The organism is Microbacterium sp. 67-17 (genome assembly GCF_001898325.1).
Taxonomy (GTDB): domain Bacteria; phylum Actinomycetota; class Actinomycetes; order Actinomycetales; family Microbacteriaceae; genus Microbacterium; species Microbacterium schleiferi.
Genome location: NZ_MKTR01000002.1, coordinates 148,364 through 168,684 on the forward strand (window position 1 = coordinate 148,364; position 20,321 = coordinate 168,684).

The following is a 20,321-nucleotide window of genomic DNA, read 5'->3' on the forward strand; positions in this document are numbered from 1 at the left end:
TTCGCCGAGTCTGCCTCAAGCCGTCAGGAGTGGCCCAAAGATTCCCATTGAACGGGAGTGCGGGTATCAGAGACGCTGCCGTCGAAGATCGCTCTCGATCCCCGCGACGGCGCTGCGCAGCGCGGCAACCGACGGTGTCGGATCAGCATCGCGGGGAAGCACGACAGATAACGCGGCGACGACCTCGCCCTCGTGGCGAAGCGGCACTGCCACACCCGTGGAGACGGACTGGATCGAGCCGGGAGCGATAGCGACGCCGTCACGCCGGATCGCCGCTATGGCGCGCTCCAGCGTCCGCGGATCGGTGATGGTTTCGCGTGAGACCGCGCGCAACGGACTGCCCAGGACGCTCGCGCGAACCGCTGCGGGTGCATAGGCGAGCAGCACGAGGCCCGACGAGGAGGCGTGCAGCGGAAGCCTGCCGGCGATGCGGGTGATGTTGGCACCGGCATCCGGATGCGAGAGGCGTTCGATGAAGAGTGCCTCATCCTTTTCTCGGACGGCGAGCTGCGTGTGCTCGCGGATCGTGGCTTGCACCGTCTCCATGTGGGGGAGGGCCGCGGTGCGCAGGCGCAGCGCCGAGGATCCGCGCAGGGCCAGCTCCCACAGGCGCATACCGAGGCGCACCTGTGCGTCCTCGTCGCGATCGAGCAGACCTGCCGAGACCAGGTCATCGACAATGCGATGCGCGCTGGATGACGGGAGCCCGGACCGCCGCCCGATCTCGGATGCCGACTGCACCGTCCGCTCGGAGGTGAACGTCTCCAGAACACGCACAATGCGCTCGGTCATCGAGTCACCGGTGGGCGAATTCGCCATGCCGACAGCTTGGCATGCGCCGTTCGGTCGCGCAGCGGTCGAGTCATCCCTACGGATCTGCAGAGCCCTCTCTCGGTCCGCAGGGCGACGGGCGTGGCTAGGCTCGAGGTATGAGCCGCGCAGCGATGTACAACGAAGTCGGGGGACCGGAAGTCCTGTTCGTCACCGAGGCCGAGGAGCCCTCCCCGGGCGCACGGAAGGTGCTGGTCGCCGTTCAAGCTGCCGGGCTGAACCCCTACGATGCCAAGGCTCGTGGCGGACTCATTCCGTCGGATGCCCCGTTCCCGCGACGGATCGGTGGAGACTTCGCCGGCTCAGTCCTTGCAGCCGGTGAGGGGGCTGCCTACCCGGATGGCACGCCGGTTGCTGTCGGGGATGCCGTCATGGGTCGCGCTGCGGGTGCGATCGCCGAGCAGGTGATCGCGAATGCCGCAGAGATCGCACGGCGGCCGGAGGGGCTCGCGGTCGAGGTGGCGGGTGGCCTGCATGTTGCCGGTCTCACGGCGGTTTCGTGTCTGGCTACGGTGCCGGTCGGCGAGGACGATGTCGTGCTGGTGGGCGGCGCGAGCGGCGCTGTCGGTCTCGTGGCGTCGCAGCTTGCGATCGCCCGCGGCGCGCGGGTGATCGGTTCGGCATCCGTGGCCAACCACGACTTCTTGCGGTCGCTCGGGATCGAGCCGGTTGAGTACGGCGAGGGGCTCGCCGAGCGAGTGCGCCATCTCGGCGAGATCACCGCGGTCATGGACTGCCACGGCCGCGACGCACTGGATGCGGGAATCGAACTTGGCGTCTCGGTCGACCGCATGGTCGCGATCGCCGCCTACGCGGCCCTCGATGAGCTGGGAGTGCACAACGTCGAGCGTGCAGCCCGCACGCCCGAGAACCTGAGGGCCCTCGGCGAAGACATTGCCGCCGGCAGAATCGTCTTCCCCGTCGTGGCGACCTACCCGCTCGATGAGGTGGTGGCAGCGTTCCAGGCGCTCGAGTCCTCGCACGAACCGGGCAAGATCGTCATCCTTCCCTGACGACGAACCTCAGGCGCGCCAGACCGTCTTCAGGTTCATGAACTCACGGATGCCGGCAGCGGCAAGCTCTCGCCCGACGCCAGAGTTCTTGATGCCCCCGAACGGCAATTCCGGGTGCGAGACGGTCATGCCGTTGACGAACACGGCGCCGGCTTCGAGGCGGTCGATGAACCACTCGATCTCGTCGTCGTCGGTGCTCCACAGCGAGGAGGACAGCCCGAACGTCGTCGCGTTGGCGATTTCGACGGCCTCCTCACGGGAGTCGACGCGAAACACCGTGGCCACCGGGCCGAAGGCCTCCTCCTGGAACAGGCGCATATCCCGCGTGACACCGGCGAGGACCGTCGGCGGGTAGAACCAGCCCGGTCGGTCGGGGACCGAGCCGCCGGTCAACGCCTCGGCGCCGTGCGAGAGGGCATCATCGACGAGCTCAGCGAGTTCGTCCCGGCCGCTCTCGGTCGCAACGGGGCCCACGTCGGTGCCCTCGTCGAGGGGGTCGCCAACGCGCAGCGCTGCGGTCTTCTCCACGAACCGTGCCACGAAATCGTCGTAGACGTCGGTGTGGACGATGAACCGCTTGGCAGCGATGCAGGACTGTCCGTTGTTCTGGTTGCGCGCGGTCACCGCGACCGATGCCGCGGCCTCGAGATCCGCTGTCGGCATCACGACGAACGGATCCGAGCCGCCGAGCTCGAGCACGACGTGCTTGACCTCGCTGCCCGCGATCGACGCCAGAGAGCGGCCCGCAGGTTCTGATCCGGTGAGGGTGGCCGCGACCACCCGGGAGTCGCGCAGGACCCGCTCTACTCCGGATGCCGGGATGAGCAGCGTGTGGAACGAGCCGACGGGGAACCCGGCGCGCTCGAACAGGGTGTCGAGGTAGAGCGCCGAGCGGGGAACGTTCGAAGCGTGCTTGAGTAGCCCCGTATTGCCGGCCATGAGTGCCGGGGCGGCAAAGCGCATGACCTGCCACAGCGGATAGTTCCACGGCATGACGGCGAGCACGATGCCCAGCGGCGCCCAGCGGGTTCCGGCCGCGGACGCCTTCACCGAGGACGGGTCAGCGAGCGTCTCGGCTGCGAGGAAGTCCTCGGCGTTGTCGGCGTAGAACCGGCATCCCCGAGCGCACTTGAGTACCTCTGCGCGAGACTGGGCGAGGGGACGCCCCATCTCGATCGTGATGGTGCGCGCCATCTCGTCGGCATCAGCCTCCAGCAGTTCGGCGGCGCGGCGCATCCATCCTGCGCGCTCAGCGAACGTCGTGTCGCGCAGGGCGACGAACGCCGACTGTGCGGCAGCAATGCGGCGCTCGACCTCGGCCTCATCGTGAGGCTCGAAGGTTTCGATGACTTCGCCGGTCGCAGGATTTGTCACTGCAATGGCCATGAGCTGCCTCTTCCTCGAGATAGGGGACTCCGCGAGCCTATCCGGCGCTTCGGTGTCGCGACAATGTGCCCCGTGGGGCCGAACGGTCAGAAGACGATGGTGTGGTTTCCGTGACGGATGACGCGATCCTGCGCGTGCCAGAGCACGGCGCGCGAGAGCACGGCGCGTTCGACGTCTGCGCCGCGTCGCTCCAGGTCGGCGGCGGTTTGCGCGTGCGTGACCCGCACGATGTCTTGCTCGATGATCGGTCCCTCGTCGAGGTCGGTCGTCACGTAGTGCGACGTCGCCCCGATGAGCTTCACTCCCCGGGCTTTGGCCTGGCGGTACGGCTGTGCACCGATGAAGGCTGGGAGGAACGAGTGGTGGATGTTGATCACGGGGACGCCCACGCGCTCGAGGAACTCGCCGCTGAGGATCTGCATGTAGCGCGCCAGGACGACGAAGTCGGCATCCGCGTCCGCCAGCACCTCGAGGATGCGCGCTTCGCTGGCGCTCTTGTCGGGTCCGGCGACCGAGGGCACGTGCAGGAACGGGATGCCGAACCCCTCGACATCAGCCGCGGCATCCGTGTGGTTCGAGATGACAACGGGGATCTCCACCGGCAGCTCACCCCGGCGGTGCCGCCACAGCAGGTCGAGCAGGCAGTGGTCCTGCTTCGAGGCGAGGATCGCCATCCGCTTCGGGACCGACTGATCGGTGATCGACCAGCGAAGATCGAACCCGGCGCCGAGAGTCTCGTCGAGGTCCGCTTCGATCGCGGGCAGTGCCTCGCGCAGGCCGGGCCGGTGGAAGACGACGCGCTGGAAGTAGGCGCCGCCGGCAGGGTTGTCGGAGTACTGATCGAACTGCACGATGTTCGCGCCCTGCCGCGTGATCAGAGCCGAGACCGCCGCAACGATGCCGGGGGAGTCCGTGCCGTGGACGATGAGGCACGCGTGATCGAGGGGAAGCTGGGCTGCGGGCATGGATCGATTCTGCCGTGTTGGTCCCCCCCCCCCCACGTCGTTCGGTCGCGCCGTGCTGTGGGTGCGGGCTGCCACACCCACAGCACGGCGCGACCGAACTGCTCAGCAGCCGCCGATCGTGCTGGACTCAGCGCACGCCCTTCATCAGCTTCAGGACGGGCTTCACGGCCAGCAGCAGCGCGACGCCCAAGACGATCGCGGCGATCCCGAGGCTCGAGAAGTACGGCACCTCGTTGCGTGGGTCGTAGAACTGCGCGAGCCAGCCCGCGATCGCGGTCCCCAGCGCGACCGACAGGAAGAAGAGGGCCACCATCTGCGTGCGGAAGGCACTGGGAGCGAGTTTGGTCGTGATCGACAACCCGATCGGCGAGAGCAGGAGCTCGGCGACGGTGAACACGAACAGGATGCCGACGATCGCGAGGAGCGGCGTCGTGTTCTCGCCGCCTCCCGCCCAGGGCAGGAACAGCAGGAACGCGGCGCCCATGATGATGGCCGCGAGCCCGAACTTCACGGGCGTCGACGGTTGGCGGGTGCCGAGCTTGGTCCACAGAGCTGCGAAAACCCCCGAGAGGATGATGATGAAGATCGGGTTGATCGACTGCACCCACGGCACCGGCATCTCCCACCCGAACAGGTCGCGGTTCAGGCGCTTGTCGGAATAGACCGTCATGACCGTGAACTGCTGCTGGTAGAGCGACCAGAACCCGACGCTCACGATGAACAACGGGATGAAGGCGACCACCCGTGAACGTTCGAGCGCTGTCACCTTGCGCGAGCTCAGGATCACGACGAAGTACGCGATCGTCGCCGCGAGGGAGACGAGGATGACGATATCGGCAAGGTTGTCTGCTCGGATGACCCGCGCGAACATCAGGATCGCGACGACGATGACTGCGCCCACAGCAACGCCGATCATGAGGGCGTAGCGATTGCGGGGCAGCGGGTTGTGCACGACGGATGCCTCTGCCGGGATCCGTTTGCGACCGAGGGTGTACTGGACGAGACCGATCGCCATCCCCACAGCCGCGAGGCCGAAGCCCCAGTGGAAACCGGCAGTGGACTGGAGCAGGCCCGTCAGGAGCGGGCCGAGGAAGGCGCCGAGGTTGATGCCGAGGTAGAAGAGCGAGAAGCCGGCATCCCGGCGCGGGTCGTCCTCCGTGTAGAGCGTGCCCACGACGGAGGTCGCGTTGGCCTTGAGGCCTCCCGATCCGACGGCGACCAGCACCAGTCCGACGCCCACGCCGAGCAGTCCCGGCAGCAGCGCAAGGGCGATGTGGCCAAGCATGATGACCACGGCGCTGTAGAACAGCACGCGCTCCGAGCCGAGTATCCGGTCGGCGATCCACGCGCCGAGGATCGTCGAGAGATAGACGGCGCCGCCGTACGCGCCGACGATCCCGGTCGCGATCCCCTCGTCGATCCCGAGTCCACCCTGCGCGGCCGAGTAGTAGAGGTAGATCAGCAGGATGCCCTGCATGCCGTAGAAGCTGAAGCGCTCCCACATCTCGACACCGAAGATCGTGGCGAGGGCCCGGGGCTGGCCGAAGAAGCGGGTGTCGGTGGGCGTCGTGGCCTCGGGCGTCGGTGCCGTCATGGGCCTCAGGCTAGCGCCTGCTCCCGGTACAGGTCAGTTCGGTCGCGTCGTGCTGCGGGTGCGCGCAGCCTTCGCCCGCAAAACGGCGCGACTGAACTGAGAGCTCTTCGTTTCGGTCGCGTCGTGCTGCGGGTGCGCGCAACCGTCGCCCTCATGACGGCGCGACCGAACCGATCACGCGCCGATCGTCTCGCGCAGCCCGGAGTGGACGGCATCCAGCCACGCCCCGACGTTGCGCCGCGCCTCGGGCGTGTCGGGGTAGCGGCACCGCAGGTGCAGGCCGTCCTCGTTTGCGATGAACCAGATCATGACGCCGTCGGTGCGGACGACCGCAGAGACGTACTGGATGTCGCGGAGCCTGCCCGGCGCGATCGGGAGCCGCCCGGTGTCGAGCCACGAGACCGCGAACATCCCGGGGGTTGCCGGCATGCCGCCGTACGGACCGAGAATCGGGCCGAGTGGATGCGAGCCGAGGCCGATCGCTTCCTTCACGGCGTGGGCGCACGCCTGCGGCGAAGGATCGGATGACTCGATCACCGCGTTCGTGATGAACCAGCCGACCGAATCGTGCCACTGCGGGTCGTGCCGGCTATGGACCGGGAACACAGCTCGCAGCGGTTGGTCGCCCATCGCCAGGCTCACGCGTGTCATGACGGACACCGCGATGGCGATCGCTCTGACCCCCGCGGCTGCAGCGCGTTCACAGAAGGCCTCGAACTCGGCGCCGTCGAACACGTCGCGCACATCGACGATCTCGGATCGCGCAGCGGCGACATCGCCCAGGGTCAGGGGGAACAGCGGCATCTGACCGCCCTCGGCGTCGAGGATCTCGGCCCAGCGCGTCGTGATGCCTCCCGGTGCCGGCGGTCGAGCTGCAAGCTCCGCGGAGTGGTCGGCGAATGCTCGCGCTGCCGGCAGCGTCGCACCCGGTGCGCGGTCCTCCCGCTCGTCGTCGACGACCTCGGCGAGGTCCCGGGCGAGCACGAGCAGAGACCACATGTCGACGTGAGCGTGGTCGGAGGCGATCACGATCGTCGGGTCGGCCCCGCCGCCGGGTTCGATCAGGCACAGCCGATGGGATGGGGTGGCAAAGGGGCGGCATCCGTCGTCGAGCACCTCGCGCAGCACCTCGCGCGTCAGCCGCTCGGGAGGCGCCGGATGCGTCACCCATCGCCCGACGCCCAGTCGCGCCGGTCGCACCTGCACAGCTCCGTCCTCGTCGCGGTCGAACACGGTGCTCAGGGTGCCGTGCCGGTCGACGACAGCGGCCCACGCGTCAGCGATCTCGTCGGGCGCCGCCGGTGTGCGCAGGCGAAACGAGATTGCCATCCACGATCCGGGTCGATCACCCTCGCCAACGTGCCGACCCTGGTCGAACGACAGGGTCAACGGCTCCGCGTCCGGCAGGGCCTCGGCGGGAAATACGAGGCTGCGGACTCGGCCTGGGGGCAGCGTCATTCGGGCGACGTTCGTCAAGCGCATCGCGCGTAGTCTAGGCGGCAACCGTTTCGCACAGAGGACGCCCGGGAGGGCACGTGAGCACGCTGCGGATTCGAGGCGCCACACTCGACTTCGATGTGACCGGTGATGACGGTCCGCTGGTCGTCCAGCTGCACGGGCTGATGTCCAGCCGCAGTCGCGACAGCCACCTCGGACTCGACCTCGGCCGGGCGCTTCGGGGTCACCGCATCCTTCGGCTCGACGCGCGCGGTCACGGCGGCTCGACGGGTACCGATGACCCCATCGACTACCGGTGGGACAACCTCGCCGACGACCTTCTGGCTGTGCTCGATGCCGTCGCTCCCGGTGAAGCGGTCCACGGTGTGGGCCCGTCGATGGGAACGGGCACGATGCTTCATGCCGCGCTCAAGGATCCGGTGCGCTTCGCCAGCTTGACCCTCATGGTTCCTCCCACCGCGTGGGGCACACGCCGGGCTCAGGCCGAGGTGTACCGCACGAACGCTGATCTCATCGAGCGGCATGGTGTCGAGGCCTTCGTGAAGCTCGGCTCCACCACGCCCGTTCCGCCGGCCCTCGCGGATGCCCCCGAGTCGCTCCCCGCAGTCGATGAGTCGCTCCTGCCGACGGTGCTCCGGGGAGCCGCGACAGCTGACCTGCCGCCGAAAGACGAGCTCACCCGCATCGACGTGCCGACGCTGATCCTGGCGTGGACCGGAGACCCGACCCATCCGCTTCGCACGGCGAGCCGCCTCAACGAGCTCATGCCGAACAGCCGCCTCATCGTGGCCCGCACGCCCTACGGGGTCATGGCCTGGCCGGGACTGTTCGCAGAACACGTCATCACGGCGGGTGTCGAACTCACCCCGACCGGCTCGATCCCCGTTGTGCCCACATCGAGGGCCTCGTGAGCGACGCCGCATCGCCCCAGCTCAGCATCCGCGAGCTCGACACGGTCGCCCAGGTGTTCGAGGCGTCGGCCGTGCTTTCGCAGGTGTGGGGAGGGGATCGCACGGGAATGCCGCCGAACCTGTTGCGTGCCCTCGCTCACTCGGGCAACTACGCTGTGGGGCTCTTCGAGGGCGAGCACATGGTGGGGGCATCCGTGGCCTTCTTCGCCGAACCCGATGCCCGGTCGATGCACTCGCACATCACCGGCGTGCTGCCGAGTGCGCAGGGGCAGGGGTTCGGTCGGATGCTCAAGCAGCACCAGCGGGAGTGGGGGTTGCGTCGCGGCATCGGGCATGTCACCTGGACCTTCGATCCGCTTGTGTCGCGCAACGCCCATTTCAATCTCGCCGTCCTGGGCGCCCGTGTGACGGAGTACCTCGTGGACCACTACGGCGCAATGGATGACGGGGTGAACCGCGGCGACGAGTCGGATCGGCTGATGGTGTCGTGGGCTCTGGCGGCGCCGCCGGTTCCTACGCCGCCGGATGCCGAGGTTCGGGCATCCGTGGCCATTCCCCGCGACATCGAGTCGCTGCGGCGGCGCGAACCCGACGCTGCAGCCGTCGAGCGGCGACGCGTGCGCGACGCACTGATGACGCACCTCGCCGCGGGACGACGCATCGGCGGCTTCGACGAGCGCCGTGGGTACCTCATCGTCGACGCCTAAGGTCCGCCGCCGCCGCCGCCGCCGCCGCGCCGCCGCGTCGGCTCGGTCGCGCCTTGTTGCGGGTCGCGGACAGGGGTGCCCGCACGACGGCGCGACTGAGCGTGATGCCCTGAATTTCGGTCGCGCCTTGTAGCGGGTCGCCCCAGGGATGAGCCGCACAGGGGCGCGACTGAGCAGGCGCAGCGGGTCCAGGGATAGCCTGGCCGCATGCCCATCGCACAGCCCGCCCCGAAGGTCGCGCTCGAGGGGATCGAGCTGCGTGTGCTGCACCTGCCGCTCGTGTCGCCGTTCACGACATCCTTCGGCACCGAGGCGGTACGCGAGGTCATCGTCGTGCGTGCGCTCACCTCGGACGCAGACGGCTGGGGTGAGATCGTCACGCAGGAGTCGCCGCTGTACTCGAGTGAGTACACGCAAGGGGCGTGGGACGTCGCGCTGCGCTTCCTGATTCCCGCGCTGTTGGATCGGCACACTCTCGCCCCCGAAGAGGTCGCCTCCGTCTTGGAGCCCTTCGTCGGGCATCGGATGTCCAAAGCGGGGCTCAAGCTCGCGATCCTCGACGCGTCACTTCGGTCGGCAGGCATCCCCCTCGGAGCGCACTTGGGAGCCGTACGCGATCGGGTGCCCTCGGGCGTGAGCGTCGGCATCCAGCGAGATCCTTCCGCTCTGGTCGATGCCGTCCGCGGATACCTCGACGAGGGCTACGTGCGTATCAAGATCAAGATCAAGCCGGGTCGTGACATCGCCGACACAGCGGCGGTTCGGGATGCCTTCGGTGATATCCCGCTGCAGGTCGACGCGAACTCCGCCTACACCCTCGCCGACGCCGACACCCTCGCCGAACTCGACAGGTTCGGTCTGCTGCTGATAGAGCAGCCCCTGCAGGAGGACGACCTCGTCGATCATGCGAGCCTCGCCCAGCGCCTGCGAACCCCCGTGTGTCTGGACGAATCGATCGTGTCGTCGAAGGCCGCTGCCGACGCGCTCACCCTCGGCTCGGCATCCGTCATCAACATCAAGGCGGGGCGCGTGGGCGGCTACCTCGAGGCCGTCCGCATCCACGACCTGTGCCGAGCGGCCGGGATTCCGGTCTGGTGCGGCGGGATGCTCGAGACGGGGATCGGTCGCGCCGCCAACGCCGCACTTGCCGCCCTCCCTGGATTCACGCTGCCTGGCGACGTCTCGGCATCCTCCCGGTTCTACGACCGCGACATCGTCACCGAGCCCGCTGTGCTCGAGGACGGGCATGTCCGGGTGCCCACCGGAGCCGGGCTGGGCGTCGAGATCGACCCTGTCGCGCTGGAGGACATGACTGTGGCCCGCGAGGTACTCCGCCGGTGACCGGCCCGGCCGCCAGCATGGGGCACCGGCATCTCGTCGGCGCCGTGATGCTGGGTGCCGCACTGGTCTCGGGGTTGGCCGCGTGTGCGTCGGCATCCCCCACCGAGGATCTTCCCGAAGGGGTGAGCGTGCGGCTCGTGCAGCAGCGGTCGGATGTCGCGCTGCATCAGGCCCAGGTCGAGATCACCAACGGGGCTGAGGCGATGCTGAGCGTCGAGGCCCTTTCTGTCATTGACTCGCGTTTTGAGGCGGATGCCGGCCGTGTGCTCCAGCGGACCAGCGTTATCGCCCCCGGCAGCACTGTCGGCATTCGTATCCAGCTCCCAGGTCCAGCCTGCGATGAGCCCGACGACGGGGCGTCGACGGTGGAGTTCTCGTGGCGCATCGACGATCGCGCGGGAGTCGCGCGGGCAGACCTTCCCGACGCACTCGATTTCCTGCCGGCAATGCACGCGCGCGAATGCGTCGCCGAGGCGCTCGCAGACGCCGCGACGGTCTCGTTCACACACTTCGCGGCCGGCGCGGGCGGAGGTGTCGGCATCATCACCCTCGCGGCTCTTCCGACCGGAGCCGGCGGTGCCACGATCGACGCGCTACGGCCGACCAACCTCCTCGGTTTCGGTGATGCGGGCACAGCACCGGATGCTGCACTGCCGCTGCAGATTCAGCTCGCTACCGGCGACGCCGCCCCGCGCGAGATCGCCATCGTGCTCGAACCGTTCCGCTGCGACGCCCATGCGGTGCAGGAAGACAAGCGCGGCACGATCTTCACGGTGGACGTGACAGTCGGGGGTGAGGCCGGCCAGATCGAACTGGCGGCATCGCCCGACATGCGCGCCGAGATTCTGGGCGCCGTCGCCGAGTACTGCGGGTTCGGGTCCTAGACTCCGCGCGATGTCACCGCGTGGCTCTAGCGTTGGGCTCATGCGCTCTCTTGGTGTCGTGTTCGAACCCGCCTTTCCGCCAGAACGCCTCAGGGAGGTAGCCCAGTCGGTCGAGGACGCGGGAGTTCCCGAGCTCTGGCTGTGGGAGGACTGCTTCCGAGAGTCCGGTATCGCCTCGGCCGCCGTCGCGCTCGCCGCAACGACAGAGCTCACCGTGGGCATCGGGGTGCTGCCCATGCCGCTTCGAAACGTCGCGCTCACTGCCATGGAGCTGGCCACCCTCTCGAGACTGTTTCCGGGGCGCATCGTCGGCGGCGTCGGCCACGGGGTGCAGAGCTGGATGGCGCAGGTCGGCGCGCGGCACGCATCCCCTCTCACTCTGATGGCGGAGTATCTCCCGACGCTGCGAGCCCTGCTCGCTGGGGAGCGCGTCACCATCGACGGGCGCTACGTCCACCTCGACGATGTGGCCCTCGACTGGCCGCCGACCGTCGCCGTTCCCGTGTTCGCGGCCGCAGAAGGACCCAAGACGCTCGACAGTTCTGGCGCCCTGGCGGATGGCACGATCATTCCCTCGGGCTGGAGTCCGACTCGGCTGCGCGAGGCGGCCATCCGGGTGCGGGCGGCGGCGGACGTGCGCGCTGGCGATCATTGCGTCGCGGTGTACCTTCTCACCCGGTTCACCGAGGATTCTGCGGCCTCTGGCGAGCCAACCGGGCGGGAGCGTGTCTTCGGCGATGTTTCGGTCGTCGCCGAGACCGTCGAGGCATTCTTCGCCGCGGGTGCCACCACCGTGGTGCTCCAGCCCTCGGCCGATGACGACGATCTCATCGGGTTCTCGCAGCGCTCCGGCGAGGTCGCCCGGATGCTGGGCATCGCGCGGTCTGCGACTGGCTTCGGATCCCCGTGAGCACGACACTTGCGGGGCGCTGAGCGGGTCGCCACACTCAGAGGTGGGAGTCGCTGCACGTCGGTCTCGGCGTCGGCGCGCGCTCCCGGGGAGGAAAAACCAATGAAGACCCGAATCGTCGCTGCCGCGCTCATGCTGAGCGTCGGAGCCATCGCCCTCACCGGCTGCGTGAACCCGGTCGAGCAGCTCATCAACAACACGGTCGAGGACGCCATCGAAGGCGCCACCGGCGTCGATGTGGATGCCGGCAACGGCGCGAGCGTGCCGGAGGGCTTCCCCTCCGATATCCCGCTTCCCTCCGGATCGCCGCTGGTCGCGCTTGCGGTCGACGGTGGCTACACGGTCACCTACACCCTGCCGAGTGTCGCCGACGGTGAGGGCATCATCGAGCAGCTGAAGTCCCAGTACACGACAGACTCAGAGTCCGACTTCGGCGGGATGAAGATCTGGTCGTTCACCGGTTCGGACTACACCGTCGGCGTCACTCTGCTCGAGCAGGAAGACGGCACAGCGCAGCTGCTCTACGTCGTCGCGCCGATCACGCAGTAGCAACGGGTCGCGTACGACACGCGGCCACGGGGTCTCGGCGGATAGAATCGACGGATGTCGCGGCATCCGCGATACCCTCGCGCGCAGCGCATCCCCGACCCAGGAGTTCCTCCGTGGCCGAGCAGTCCCGCCTCGATAAAGTGATCGCCCTCGCCCGCCACCGCGGGTTCGTCTTCCAAGCCGGCGAGATCTACGGGGGCTCCCGCTCCGCCTGGGACTATGGGCCCCTCGGCACCGAACTCAAGGAGAACATCCGTCGCCAGTGGTGGCAGACCTTCGTTCGTGGCCGTGGTGACATGGTGGGCCTGGATTCCTCGATCATCCTGCCCAAGCGCGTCTGGGAGGCATCCGGGCACGTCGCAACCTTCACCGACCCGCTTGTCGAGTGCCTGCAGTGCCACAAGCGGTTCCGCGCCGACAACCTCATCGAGGACTTCGAGGCGCGCAAGGGCCGCACAGCTGAGAACGGCCTCGCCGACGTGCCGTGCCCCAACTGCGGCACGAAGGGGCAGTACACCGAGCCCCGCGCGTTCTCCGGTCTCGTCAAGACCTATCTGGGTGTCGTCGACGACGAGTCGGGTCTGTACTACCTTCGCCCCGAAACCGCGCAGGGCATCTTCGTGAACTTCACCAACGTGCTAACCGCGAGCCGCAAGAAGCCGCCGTTCGGGATCGGTCAGGTCGGCAAGGCCTTCCGCAACGAGATCACTCCGGGGAACTTCATCTTCCGTACCCGCGAGTTCGAACAGATGGAGATCGAGTACTTCACGCCTCCCGCCGACGCGCCCGAGTGGTTCGATCACTGGGTCGAAGCCTGCTGGAGCTGGTTCACCGACCTTGGCATCGACCCCGACAACATGCGGCGCTTCGATGTTCCCGAAGAGGACCGCGCGCACTATTCGGCCGGCACGATCGATGTCGAGTACCGCTTCGGGTTCCCCGGTAAGGAGTGGGGCGAGCTCATGGGGGTCGCCAACCGGACCGACTATGACCTGAAGAGCCACGCCGAGGCATCCGGGCAGAGCCTGACCTACTTCGACCAGGCCTCTGGTGAGAAGTACACCCCGTTTGTCATCGAGCCCTCGTTCGGTTTGACCCGCGCCATGATGGCATTCCTGGTGGATGCCTACCGTGAAGAGGAGGTGCCCAATGCCAAGGGTGGCACCGATACTCGCACCGTCTTGAAGCTCGACCCTCGCCTGGCTCCCGTCAAGGTTGCCGTGCTGCCGCTCTCGCGCAACGAGTCACTCTCGCCCCTGGCTCGCGGCCTCGCCGATCGCCTACGCGGTCACTGGGCGGTGGATTTCGACGACGCCGGCGCGATCGGTCGCCGTTACCGCCGACAGGATGAGATCGGTACGCCGTTCTGCGTCACCGTCGACTTCGACTCCCTCGAGGACGACGCCGTCACGGTGCGTGACCGCGACACGATGGAACAAGAGCGTGTGCCGCTTGAGAACCTCGACGCCTACCTCGGCGAGCGCCTCGTCGGCGCCTGACCCGTGGTCAGTCCGTGACGGTGATTCGCGCGTAGTCGCTCCCGCCGCCTATCGCGAACGCCTTCTCCAGGCTGCTGCGCAGCACGCCGGCATCCACCTTCTCGAGGTTGGTGCTGGAGAGAGCGCCGCCGTCGAAGCCGTGCTGCTTATGCGAGCACGACCGTTCTGGATATCCTGAGCGCTCGAGATCACCTATTGAAGAGGGCCGCTATTGCGATCGAAGCGTACCGCGCGCAAGCGCCTCGCCTCCGAGGAGTCCGAGACCGTCGTGCGACGCCCTCGCAACCACCGCCTCGCCCTCGGAGTTGCGGCTGGCCTTCTCGCGGTCGTCGGTGTCGTGGTCGCTGTTGCCGCGCTGCGCATCGCAGGAGATATCGCCGAGCAGAACGACCTGGCAGCGTTTTATCAGCAGCCCGCAGACGCGCTCGACGGTGATCCCGGCACGATCGTGCGCAGCGAGGCTCTCCTCGGTGTTCCCTTCGACGCTCGCGCGTGGCGGGTCATGTACCGCACCACGGATCTGAACGGTCAGAGCGTCGTCGCAACGGGGATCATCGTCACACCGCTTGGCCCCGCCCCCGCAGGCGGACGCACTGTGCTGGCGTGGGGACATCCGACGACGGGAACGGCGCCGGAGTGCGCACCCTCTCGCGCGCTTGACCCGTACGAGCTCATCGAGGGGATGCGGCTCCTGCTCGATCGCGGATACACGATCGCCGCAACGGACTATGTGGGCATGGGCACGGCGGGCCCCGATTCTTATCTCGTCGGTGCAACGGGAGGAAACGCCGTTCTGGATGCGGTGCGTGCCGCCCAGCAGCTTCCTGGCGCTGAGGCCTCGGATCGCGTCGTTCTCTGGGGGCATTCGCAAGGCGGCCAGGCCGTCTTGTTCGCGGCGCAGCGAGCACCGCAGTACGCGCCCGAACTGAGCGTGGAAGGCGTTGCCGTTGCCGCGCCCGCTGCTGACCTCACCACGTTGCTCAGTGACCACATCGACGATATCTCCGGCGTGACGATCGGGTCCTACGCTTTCGCTGCGTATTCCGAGGTCTACGCAGACAGAGGGGCCACCATCGAGAGCATCTTGACGCCGGACGCCCAGCAGATCCTGCCCGAGATGAATGCGCTGTGTCTGCTCGCCGACATGGACACCCTGCACCACATCGCTCAGCCCGTTGTCGGACGCTTCGCCACCGCTGATCCGGGCACTGTGCAGCCGTGGAAGGACCTTCTTGCCGAGAACTCCGCGGGCGGTACGGCGTTCGATGCCCCGCTGCTCGTTGCACAGGGTCTCTCCGACACGCTCGTCATCCCCTCGGCCACCGCCGAGTTCGTGGCCCACGAACGATCGCTCGGCATAGACGTGGATTCTCACCAGATCCGCGACGCGACCCACGCCACGATCGCCTATTTCGCGCTCCCAGCTCTCATGGGCTGGCTGGATGACCACGGCCTCTGACGGGCCAGGGTGAGCTCATCCGCGTCGCCATGCGCACCCATGTGATCACCGCTGCCCGCGTGACAGCACTTGGCTTCTCGTGACAGTGCGGCTCCTGCCATGACAGCGGCGTGACAGCGGACTGAAACCAGAGTGGATGCAGCCACAGAAAGGCATCCACATGACAGACACCAGAATCGCCGTCGAAGCGCGCGGCCTCGTCAAGTCGTTCGGCACAAACCGCGCTGTCGACGGCGTCGACCTCACCGTCGAAGCCGGCACCGTGTACGGCGTCCTCGGACCCAACGGTGCGGGAAAGACCACAACCATCAGCATGCTCGCGACGCTGCTGCGCCCGGACGCGGGAACCGCCCGCGTCTTCGGTCACGACGTCGTCCGCGAGTCCCAGATCGTCCGTCAGCTCATCGGGCTCACGGGCCAGTTCGCCTCAGTGGACGAGAAGCTCTCGGCCACCGAGAACCTCATGATCTTCTCGCGCCTGCTCGGCCTGTCTCGAACTGATGCCCGGCGCCGTACGAGCGAACTCCTCGAAGAGTTTCATCTCACGGATGCCGCGACGCGGCCTCTCGCGAAGTTCTCGGGCGGGATGCGGCGCCGGCTCGATCTCGCGGCCTCCCTCATCGCTCAGCCGCCGCTCATCTTCCTCGATGAACCGACGACGGGCTTGGACCCCCGCACGCGCGGGCAGATGTGGGACACGATCCGCCGCCTCGTCGCCAGGCTCCACGGTGCTGCTGACGACGCAGTACCTGGACGAGGCTGACCAGCTGGCCGACCGCATCGCTGTCATCGACCGCGGAACTGTCGTGGCAGAAGGCACGGCGCTAGAACTCAAGGCGTCAGTCGGTCAGGCCTCGCTGCTGCTGCGTCTTCGCAGTGGTTCCTCTGTGGAGACGGCGCGCAGCATCATTGGCCGGGTTCTCGGCATCGAGGCGATCGTCTCGCCCGAAGCTGGCCGACTCACCGTACCCATGAGTGACCCCGACCGCGTGACCGTCCTCCTCGTAGCATTCCGCGACGAGGGCGTTCACCTTGCCGAGATGAGCGTCCAGCAACCCACCCTCGACGAGGTGTTCCTGACCCTCACCGGCAAGGGCATCCCGGATGACGACCTCGCCGCACACGAACACGCCGATACCGTGGAAGGAGTCCGCGCATGACCACCGCCACGTCACTGGTCGGAGCCGGCGGAAGGCCTCTGATCAATCACGCGAGTCTTCGACAGACGCTTGCCAACACGCTCACGATGGCCGGCCGCGGCCTGCTCAAGATCCGCAGGACGCCCGAGCAGCTCATCGATGTCACCGTGCAGCCCATCCTGTTCACCCTCATGTTCACGTACATCTTCGGCGGTGCGATCGCCGGCGACGTGCAGAGCTATCTGCCGATCATCATCCCCGGCATCCTGGTGCAGACAGTCATCACGACCTCTGTCGTGACCGGCGTGCAGCTGCGCGAAGACATGGACAACGGAGTGTTCGACAGGTTCCGCTCCCTTCCGATCGCCCGGATCGCCCCGCTCTCCGGAGCGCTCTTGGCCGACACCGTCCGCTACGCGATCGCGACCACTCTCACCTTCGCGATGGGGTACCTCATGGGCTTCCGGCCGGTGAGTCTCGCGGCCGTGATCGGGGCGGGACTGCTCGTTATCGTCTGCTCGTGGGCACTGAGCTGGATCTTCGCGTTCTTCGGTGTCATCGCCCGCTCCGCCGGGTCGGTGCAGGGTACCTCTTTCCTGATCCTGTTCCCGCTGACGTTCCTCTCCAATGCCTTCGTGCCCGCCGACACGATGCCGGACTGGTTGCAGTGGTTCGTCAACATCAACCCGGTGTCGCACCTGGTCACCGCCGTGCGCGAGATGATCAATGAGGGCGTTGTCAGCACCGAGGTCTGGGTGGCGCTGCTGGGAGCTGCCATTGTCGTTGCAGTGTTCGCCCCGTTGACGGTGCGCGCCTACATGCGAAAGGCCTGAGTCAGCCCAAGCCCAGGAGGGCGCACAGCGCCTCGGCATCGAGCGGAGCATCAGCATCCGTCTCGGCGCCGAGGCGTTCGTGCAGTCCCCGCACTACTGGGTCGCTGGTGTCCAGACGTCCTCGAACACGGATGCTGAGACCGAGTGCTCGTCGCGCGTCGTCCGCGCGCCCTGCGCATTCGAGCCACAGCGCGGCAGTGCGCGCGCCCCAGGCGATCACGGGCTGATCGGCGGTCGTGAGCGCCTGGGCGAAGCCCTGCGCGATCGTCGCGCGCGCATCCTCGAGCCGAGCCTGCTGAAGCAGGGCCTCGGTGCGCAGGAACTGGACCAGAGCCCGGAACTGCGCGGGCGCCATCTCGTCGCCCGGCGGGATGCTCGCGATGCTCTCGAGAGCCGCTGCCGGGTTCTGCGCCGCGACCTCGATCGCGGCAGAAGCAAGCCCCACGTGCAGTAGAGCCGCGGCGGAGGACTGCTCTGCTGCTGCGCGACGCATCACCTCCACCCGCTCTCGCGCTTCGTCGATCCGACCCATCCGCACCAAGACCAGGACGGCCTGCCCACCCTGTTGGGCCAGGTCGGCGACGGAAACGAGCCCTTCCAGCGAATGACGACAGTCATCGAGGATCGTCAATGCCTGCTCCAGCTCACCGTGGGCGGTGAACCAGTCGGCCCGCACGAGACTGGCAAATGCCGTGCCCCACTCGTCTCCCACCTCGCGGAACGTCTCGAGTGCTCGCAAGCTTGCGGCGCCCTCGGCCTCCAGGTCGCCGTCGTTCTGTGCTGCCACGGCGGCAAGGAGACAGATCAGCCCCTGCGACCACCGCGGAAGCGGTGCCAACTCCGAGGCCTCCGGCAGGCGGATGCTTCGCGACCAGGGTTGGGTGGTCGTTCGTGCTCGCCACATCGTGGCGGCGCGCGTGAGGATGGGGGAGACAGTCGCGGCGAGTTCGGACGCCGGGTACCGGGCGGCTGCTGCAGCCACGAGCATCGCCGCATCCTCGTCGAACTCCGGCGAGCCGCCTCCGCGGGTGCCGACCATCAGCCCGGCGATGAGCGCAAGGCCTCGAACGACGACGGCTGCCTCGCTGTCCAGAGGCACAGACCGGTGACGGATCGTGGCGGGCACGAGATCGTCGAAGCGCTCGCGAAGCATCCAGACCCACAGGCAACCACGGGTGAGCGCGAGACCCGTCTGCAGATCATTCGTGGTCGCACAGTTCCGCAACGCTGCCGCAAGATTCTCTTCGTTCCCGTCGAACCATGCGAGTGCCTCCCGCACCCGAGGACCCCGCAGCAGCCCGTCGTGAGAGTTTGCGCAATCGGCCATCACGCGAGCCTCAGTTTCTCGGATCCGCGCCTCGTCCCCAGATTCCCGCAACCGCTCAGCACCGTACTCGCGTACCGTCTCGAGCATCTGAAACCGTCCCGCCGAGCGCTGCGCGAGCGAGCGCTCGACGAGGCTTTCGAAGACCGCTCGGCCAAGTCCCAGAGCGTCGGCGACGGCGTCGGCATCCGCCACACCGATACCGTCCGGGAAGACTGCCATCGCCTGCAGCGCGCAGCGTTCGTCGACGCTGAGGGTCTCCCAACTCCAATCGATCAGCGCGCGGAGGGTGCGGTGCCGCGATTCTGCCGTGCGTGGACCGCCGGTCAGGAGGGCGAAGCGATCCGCAAGGCCCGCGTCAATCTCGGCCAGCGTGAGGGTACGCGCCTTGGCAGCCGCCAGTTCCAGCGCGAGCGGGAGTCCGTCCAGACGTTCGGCGATACGGACGGCGACGGCTCGCTCCTCGTCGCTCACGCCGGTCGCGCGCGCTGCCCGCACGCGACGGGCGAACAGTTCGTCGGCATCCTCGCGGGGGAGCGGTCCGATCGGAACGAATGCCTCACCGACGACGCCCAGCGACTCGCGGCTCGTCGCCAGCAGCCGGAGTTTCGGCAGGGCTTGCAGCAGATCATGAGCGACAGATGCCGCCTCGTCGACAACGTGCTCACAGTTGTCGAGCAGCATGAGCGCGGCTCGTCCCGAGAGAGCCTCGAAGACGCGCTCTCGTGCAGAGACTCCTCCCGAGGGAGCCGTCGACTCTGCCACGCGCACGGTGCGGCCCACCGCACCCGACACTGCGCTCCACAGGTCCCCGGATGAGACGGGCGCGAGCGCCACGACGATCGCATCGGGCGCCCGGCGTGCCGTTTCCAGAGCAAGGGTTGTCTTTCCGGCGCCGCCGGGGCCGATGAGAGTCACGAGACGCTCGGTTTGGAGTTGCTCGTGGATGAGTGCGAGTTCGTCGGTGCGGCCGACGAGGGGTGTTGCGGCGGCGGGCACCGTTGCTGGGTTTGACAGTTCGGTGCTCTCCGCGACCGATCTGGCAGCGAGGCGGCGGGCGTGGGCGACGTCAGCATGCAGGTCGGCGCTGACCCACTCGAATCCGTCGCCGGGTGTCCAGGGCTCGCCGACCCACAGGTTAAGCGCATCGCGGGCCAGCGCTGCTGCTTCCGTTTCGGGGGCTTGTCGGGCGCGCAGCACGAGGTCCTGGAAACGGGTGATGTCCACGTCCTGGCGATCGACGTGCAGGCGGTACCCGCCCGGTGCGGCAACGAGAACGCCGTCGGGAAGCTCGCGGCGCAACCGCGAGGCGAGGGACTGGAGGGCTGCGCGAGGGTCATCCGGTGGGTCGTGGGGCCACAGATCATCGGCGAGCGTGCGGTAACTCACGACCGTGCCCGCATCGATCGCAAGGCGGAACAGCAGCGCTTCTTGGCCCCGTCCACGCACGGCGGCAGGCCCGTCATCCGTGTCGACGACAAATCCGCCGAAGAACCGCAGCTGCACCCTCACACCCTA

16 protein-coding genes and 1 pseudogene are annotated in these 20,321 nt (G+C 67.8%); 11 read left to right on the plus strand and 6 right to left on the minus strand.

The features are described from left to right. Positions 1-66: 66 nt before the first annotated feature. Positions 67-819, minus strand: a complete 753-nt coding sequence (locus BGO47_RS00740; RefSeq protein ID WP_292707352.1) for an IclR family transcriptional regulator — start codon at positions 817-819, stop codon at positions 67-69. A gap of 110 nt (positions 820-929) precedes the next feature. On the opposite strand from BGO47_RS00740, the gene BGO47_RS00745 reads away from it, so the two are divergent. Continuing rightward, positions 930-1,844 (plus strand): NADP-dependent oxidoreductase, encoded by a 915-nt coding sequence (locus BGO47_RS00745; protein ID WP_292707355.1) that lies wholly within the window; start codon positions 930-932, stop codon positions 1,842-1,844. A gap of 9 nt (positions 1,845-1,853) precedes the next feature. Here BGO47_RS00745 and BGO47_RS00750 read toward each other — a convergent pair whose 3' ends face one another. From BGO47_RS00750 to BGO47_RS00765, 4 genes are all read right to left on the minus strand, one after another. Continuing rightward, complete coding sequence (locus tag BGO47_RS00750) at positions 1,854-3,230, minus strand: NADP-dependent succinic semialdehyde dehydrogenase (RefSeq protein ID WP_292707358.1); 1,377 nt, start codon at positions 3,228-3,230, stop codon at positions 1,854-1,856. An 86-nt stretch (positions 3,231-3,316) separates the two neighbouring features. Then, positions 3,317-4,195: a formyltetrahydrofolate deformylase gene (gene purU, locus BGO47_RS00755; protein ID WP_292707361.1), complete on the minus strand. Its 879-nt coding sequence runs from the start codon at positions 4,193-4,195 to the stop codon at positions 3,317-3,319. 127 nt (positions 4,196-4,322) lie between these two features. Continuing rightward, entirely contained in the window at positions 4,323-5,789 is a 1,467-nt protein-coding gene (locus BGO47_RS00760; protein WP_292707365.1) for a peptide MFS transporter, read from the minus strand. A 174-nt stretch (positions 5,790-5,963) separates the two neighbouring features. Continuing rightward, positions 5,964-7,271 (minus strand): peptide synthetase, encoded by a 1,308-nt coding sequence (locus tag BGO47_RS00765; protein WP_292707368.1) that lies wholly within the window; start codon positions 7,269-7,271, stop codon positions 5,964-5,966. A 53-nt stretch (positions 7,272-7,324) separates the two neighbouring features. On the opposite strand from BGO47_RS00765, the gene BGO47_RS00770 reads away from it, so the two are divergent. The 10 genes and pseudogenes from BGO47_RS00770 (at position 7,325) to BGO47_RS00815 (ending at position 17,479) form a co-directional block, all read left to right on the plus strand. Then, positions 7,325-8,158, plus strand: a complete 834-nt coding sequence (locus tag BGO47_RS00770) for an alpha/beta hydrolase (protein ID WP_292707371.1) — start codon at positions 7,325-7,327, stop codon at positions 8,156-8,158. After that, a complete protein-coding gene (locus BGO47_RS00775) occupies positions 8,155-8,865 on the plus strand; it encodes a GNAT family N-acetyltransferase (protein WP_292707374.1) in 711 nt (236 codons plus the stop codon). Before BGO47_RS00770 ends, BGO47_RS00775 begins: the two co-directional genes overlap by 4 nt. Before the next feature lie 207 nt (positions 8,866-9,072). After that, entirely contained in the window at positions 9,073-10,206 is a 1,134-nt protein-coding gene (gene menC / locus BGO47_RS00780) for an o-succinylbenzoate synthase (protein ID WP_292707376.1), read from the plus strand. Further along, complete coding sequence (locus BGO47_RS00785; protein ID WP_292707379.1) at positions 10,203-11,090, plus strand: hypothetical protein; 888 nt, start codon at positions 10,203-10,205, stop codon at positions 11,088-11,090. The genes menC and BGO47_RS00785 overlap by 4 nt, the downstream gene beginning before the upstream one ends. A gap of 40 nt (positions 11,091-11,130) precedes the next feature. Then, a complete protein-coding gene (locus tag BGO47_RS00790; RefSeq protein WP_292707382.1) occupies positions 11,131-12,000 on the plus strand; it encodes an LLM class flavin-dependent oxidoreductase in 870 nt (289 codons plus the stop codon). Between the two features lie 102 nt (positions 12,001-12,102). Further along, positions 12,103-12,549 (plus strand): hypothetical protein, encoded by a 447-nt coding sequence (locus BGO47_RS00795; RefSeq protein ID WP_292707383.1) that lies wholly within the window; start codon positions 12,103-12,105, stop codon positions 12,547-12,549. A gap of 113 nt (positions 12,550-12,662) precedes the next feature. Then, positions 12,663-14,048: a glycine--tRNA ligase gene (locus BGO47_RS00800; protein ID WP_292707384.1), complete on the plus strand. Its 1,386-nt coding sequence runs from the start codon at positions 12,663-12,665 to the stop codon at positions 14,046-14,048. Between the two features lie 211 nt (positions 14,049-14,259). Beyond that, positions 14,260-15,507, plus strand: a complete 1,248-nt coding sequence (locus BGO47_RS00805; RefSeq protein WP_292707387.1) for a lipase family protein — start codon at positions 14,260-14,262, stop codon at positions 15,505-15,507. A gap of 160 nt (positions 15,508-15,667) precedes the next feature. Next, positions 15,668-16,667: pseudogene (locus tag BGO47_RS00810) on the plus strand (ATP-binding cassette domain-containing protein). Continuing rightward, positions 16,664-17,479, plus strand: a complete 816-nt coding sequence (locus BGO47_RS00815; protein ID WP_292707391.1) for an ABC transporter permease — start codon at positions 16,664-16,666, stop codon at positions 17,477-17,479. The pseudogene BGO47_RS00810 and the gene BGO47_RS00815 overlap by 4 nt, the downstream one beginning before the upstream one ends. 1 nt (position 17,480) lies before the next feature. On the opposite strand, the gene BGO47_RS00820 is transcribed toward BGO47_RS00815, so the two are convergent. After that, positions 17,481-20,309, minus strand: coding sequence for an NB-ARC domain-containing protein (locus BGO47_RS00820; protein ID WP_292707393.1), 2,829 nt, complete (start codon positions 20,307-20,309; stop codon positions 17,481-17,483). Positions 20,310-20,321: the final 12 nt, after the last annotated feature.

Coding starts and splice junctions, on each gene's coding strand:
- BGO47_RS00760 (WP_292707365.1), bottom strand. CDS start 5,789: ATGACGGCACCGACGCCCGAGGCCACGACGCCCACCGACACCCGCTTC.
- BGO47_RS00745 (WP_292707355.1), top strand. CDS start 930: ATGAGCCGCGCAGCGATGTACAACGAAGTCGGGGGACCGGAAGTCCTG.
- menC (WP_292707376.1), top strand. CDS start 9,073: ATGCCCATCGCACAGCCCGCCCCGAAGGTCGCGCTCGAGGGGATCGAG.
- BGO47_RS00815 (WP_292707391.1), top strand. CDS start 16,664: ATGACCACCGCCACGTCACTGGTCGGAGCCGGCGGAAGGCCTCTGATC.
- BGO47_RS00740 (WP_292707352.1), bottom strand. CDS start 819: ATGGCGAATTCGCCCACCGGTGACTCGATGACCGAGCGCATTGTGCGT.
- BGO47_RS00765 (WP_292707368.1), bottom strand. CDS start 7,271: ATGCGCTTGACGAACGTCGCCCGAATGACGCTGCCCCCAGGCCGAGTC.
- BGO47_RS00795 (WP_292707383.1), top strand. CDS start 12,103: ATGAAGACCCGAATCGTCGCTGCCGCGCTCATGCTGAGCGTCGGAGCC.
- purU (WP_292707361.1), bottom strand. CDS start 4,195: ATGCCCGCAGCCCAGCTTCCCCTCGATCACGCGTGCCTCATCGTCCAC.
- BGO47_RS00750 (WP_292707358.1), bottom strand. CDS start 3,230: ATGGCCATTGCAGTGACAAATCCTGCGACCGGCGAAGTCATCGAAACC.
- BGO47_RS00790 (WP_292707382.1), top strand. CDS start 11,131: ATGCGCTCTCTTGGTGTCGTGTTCGAACCCGCCTTTCCGCCAGAACGC.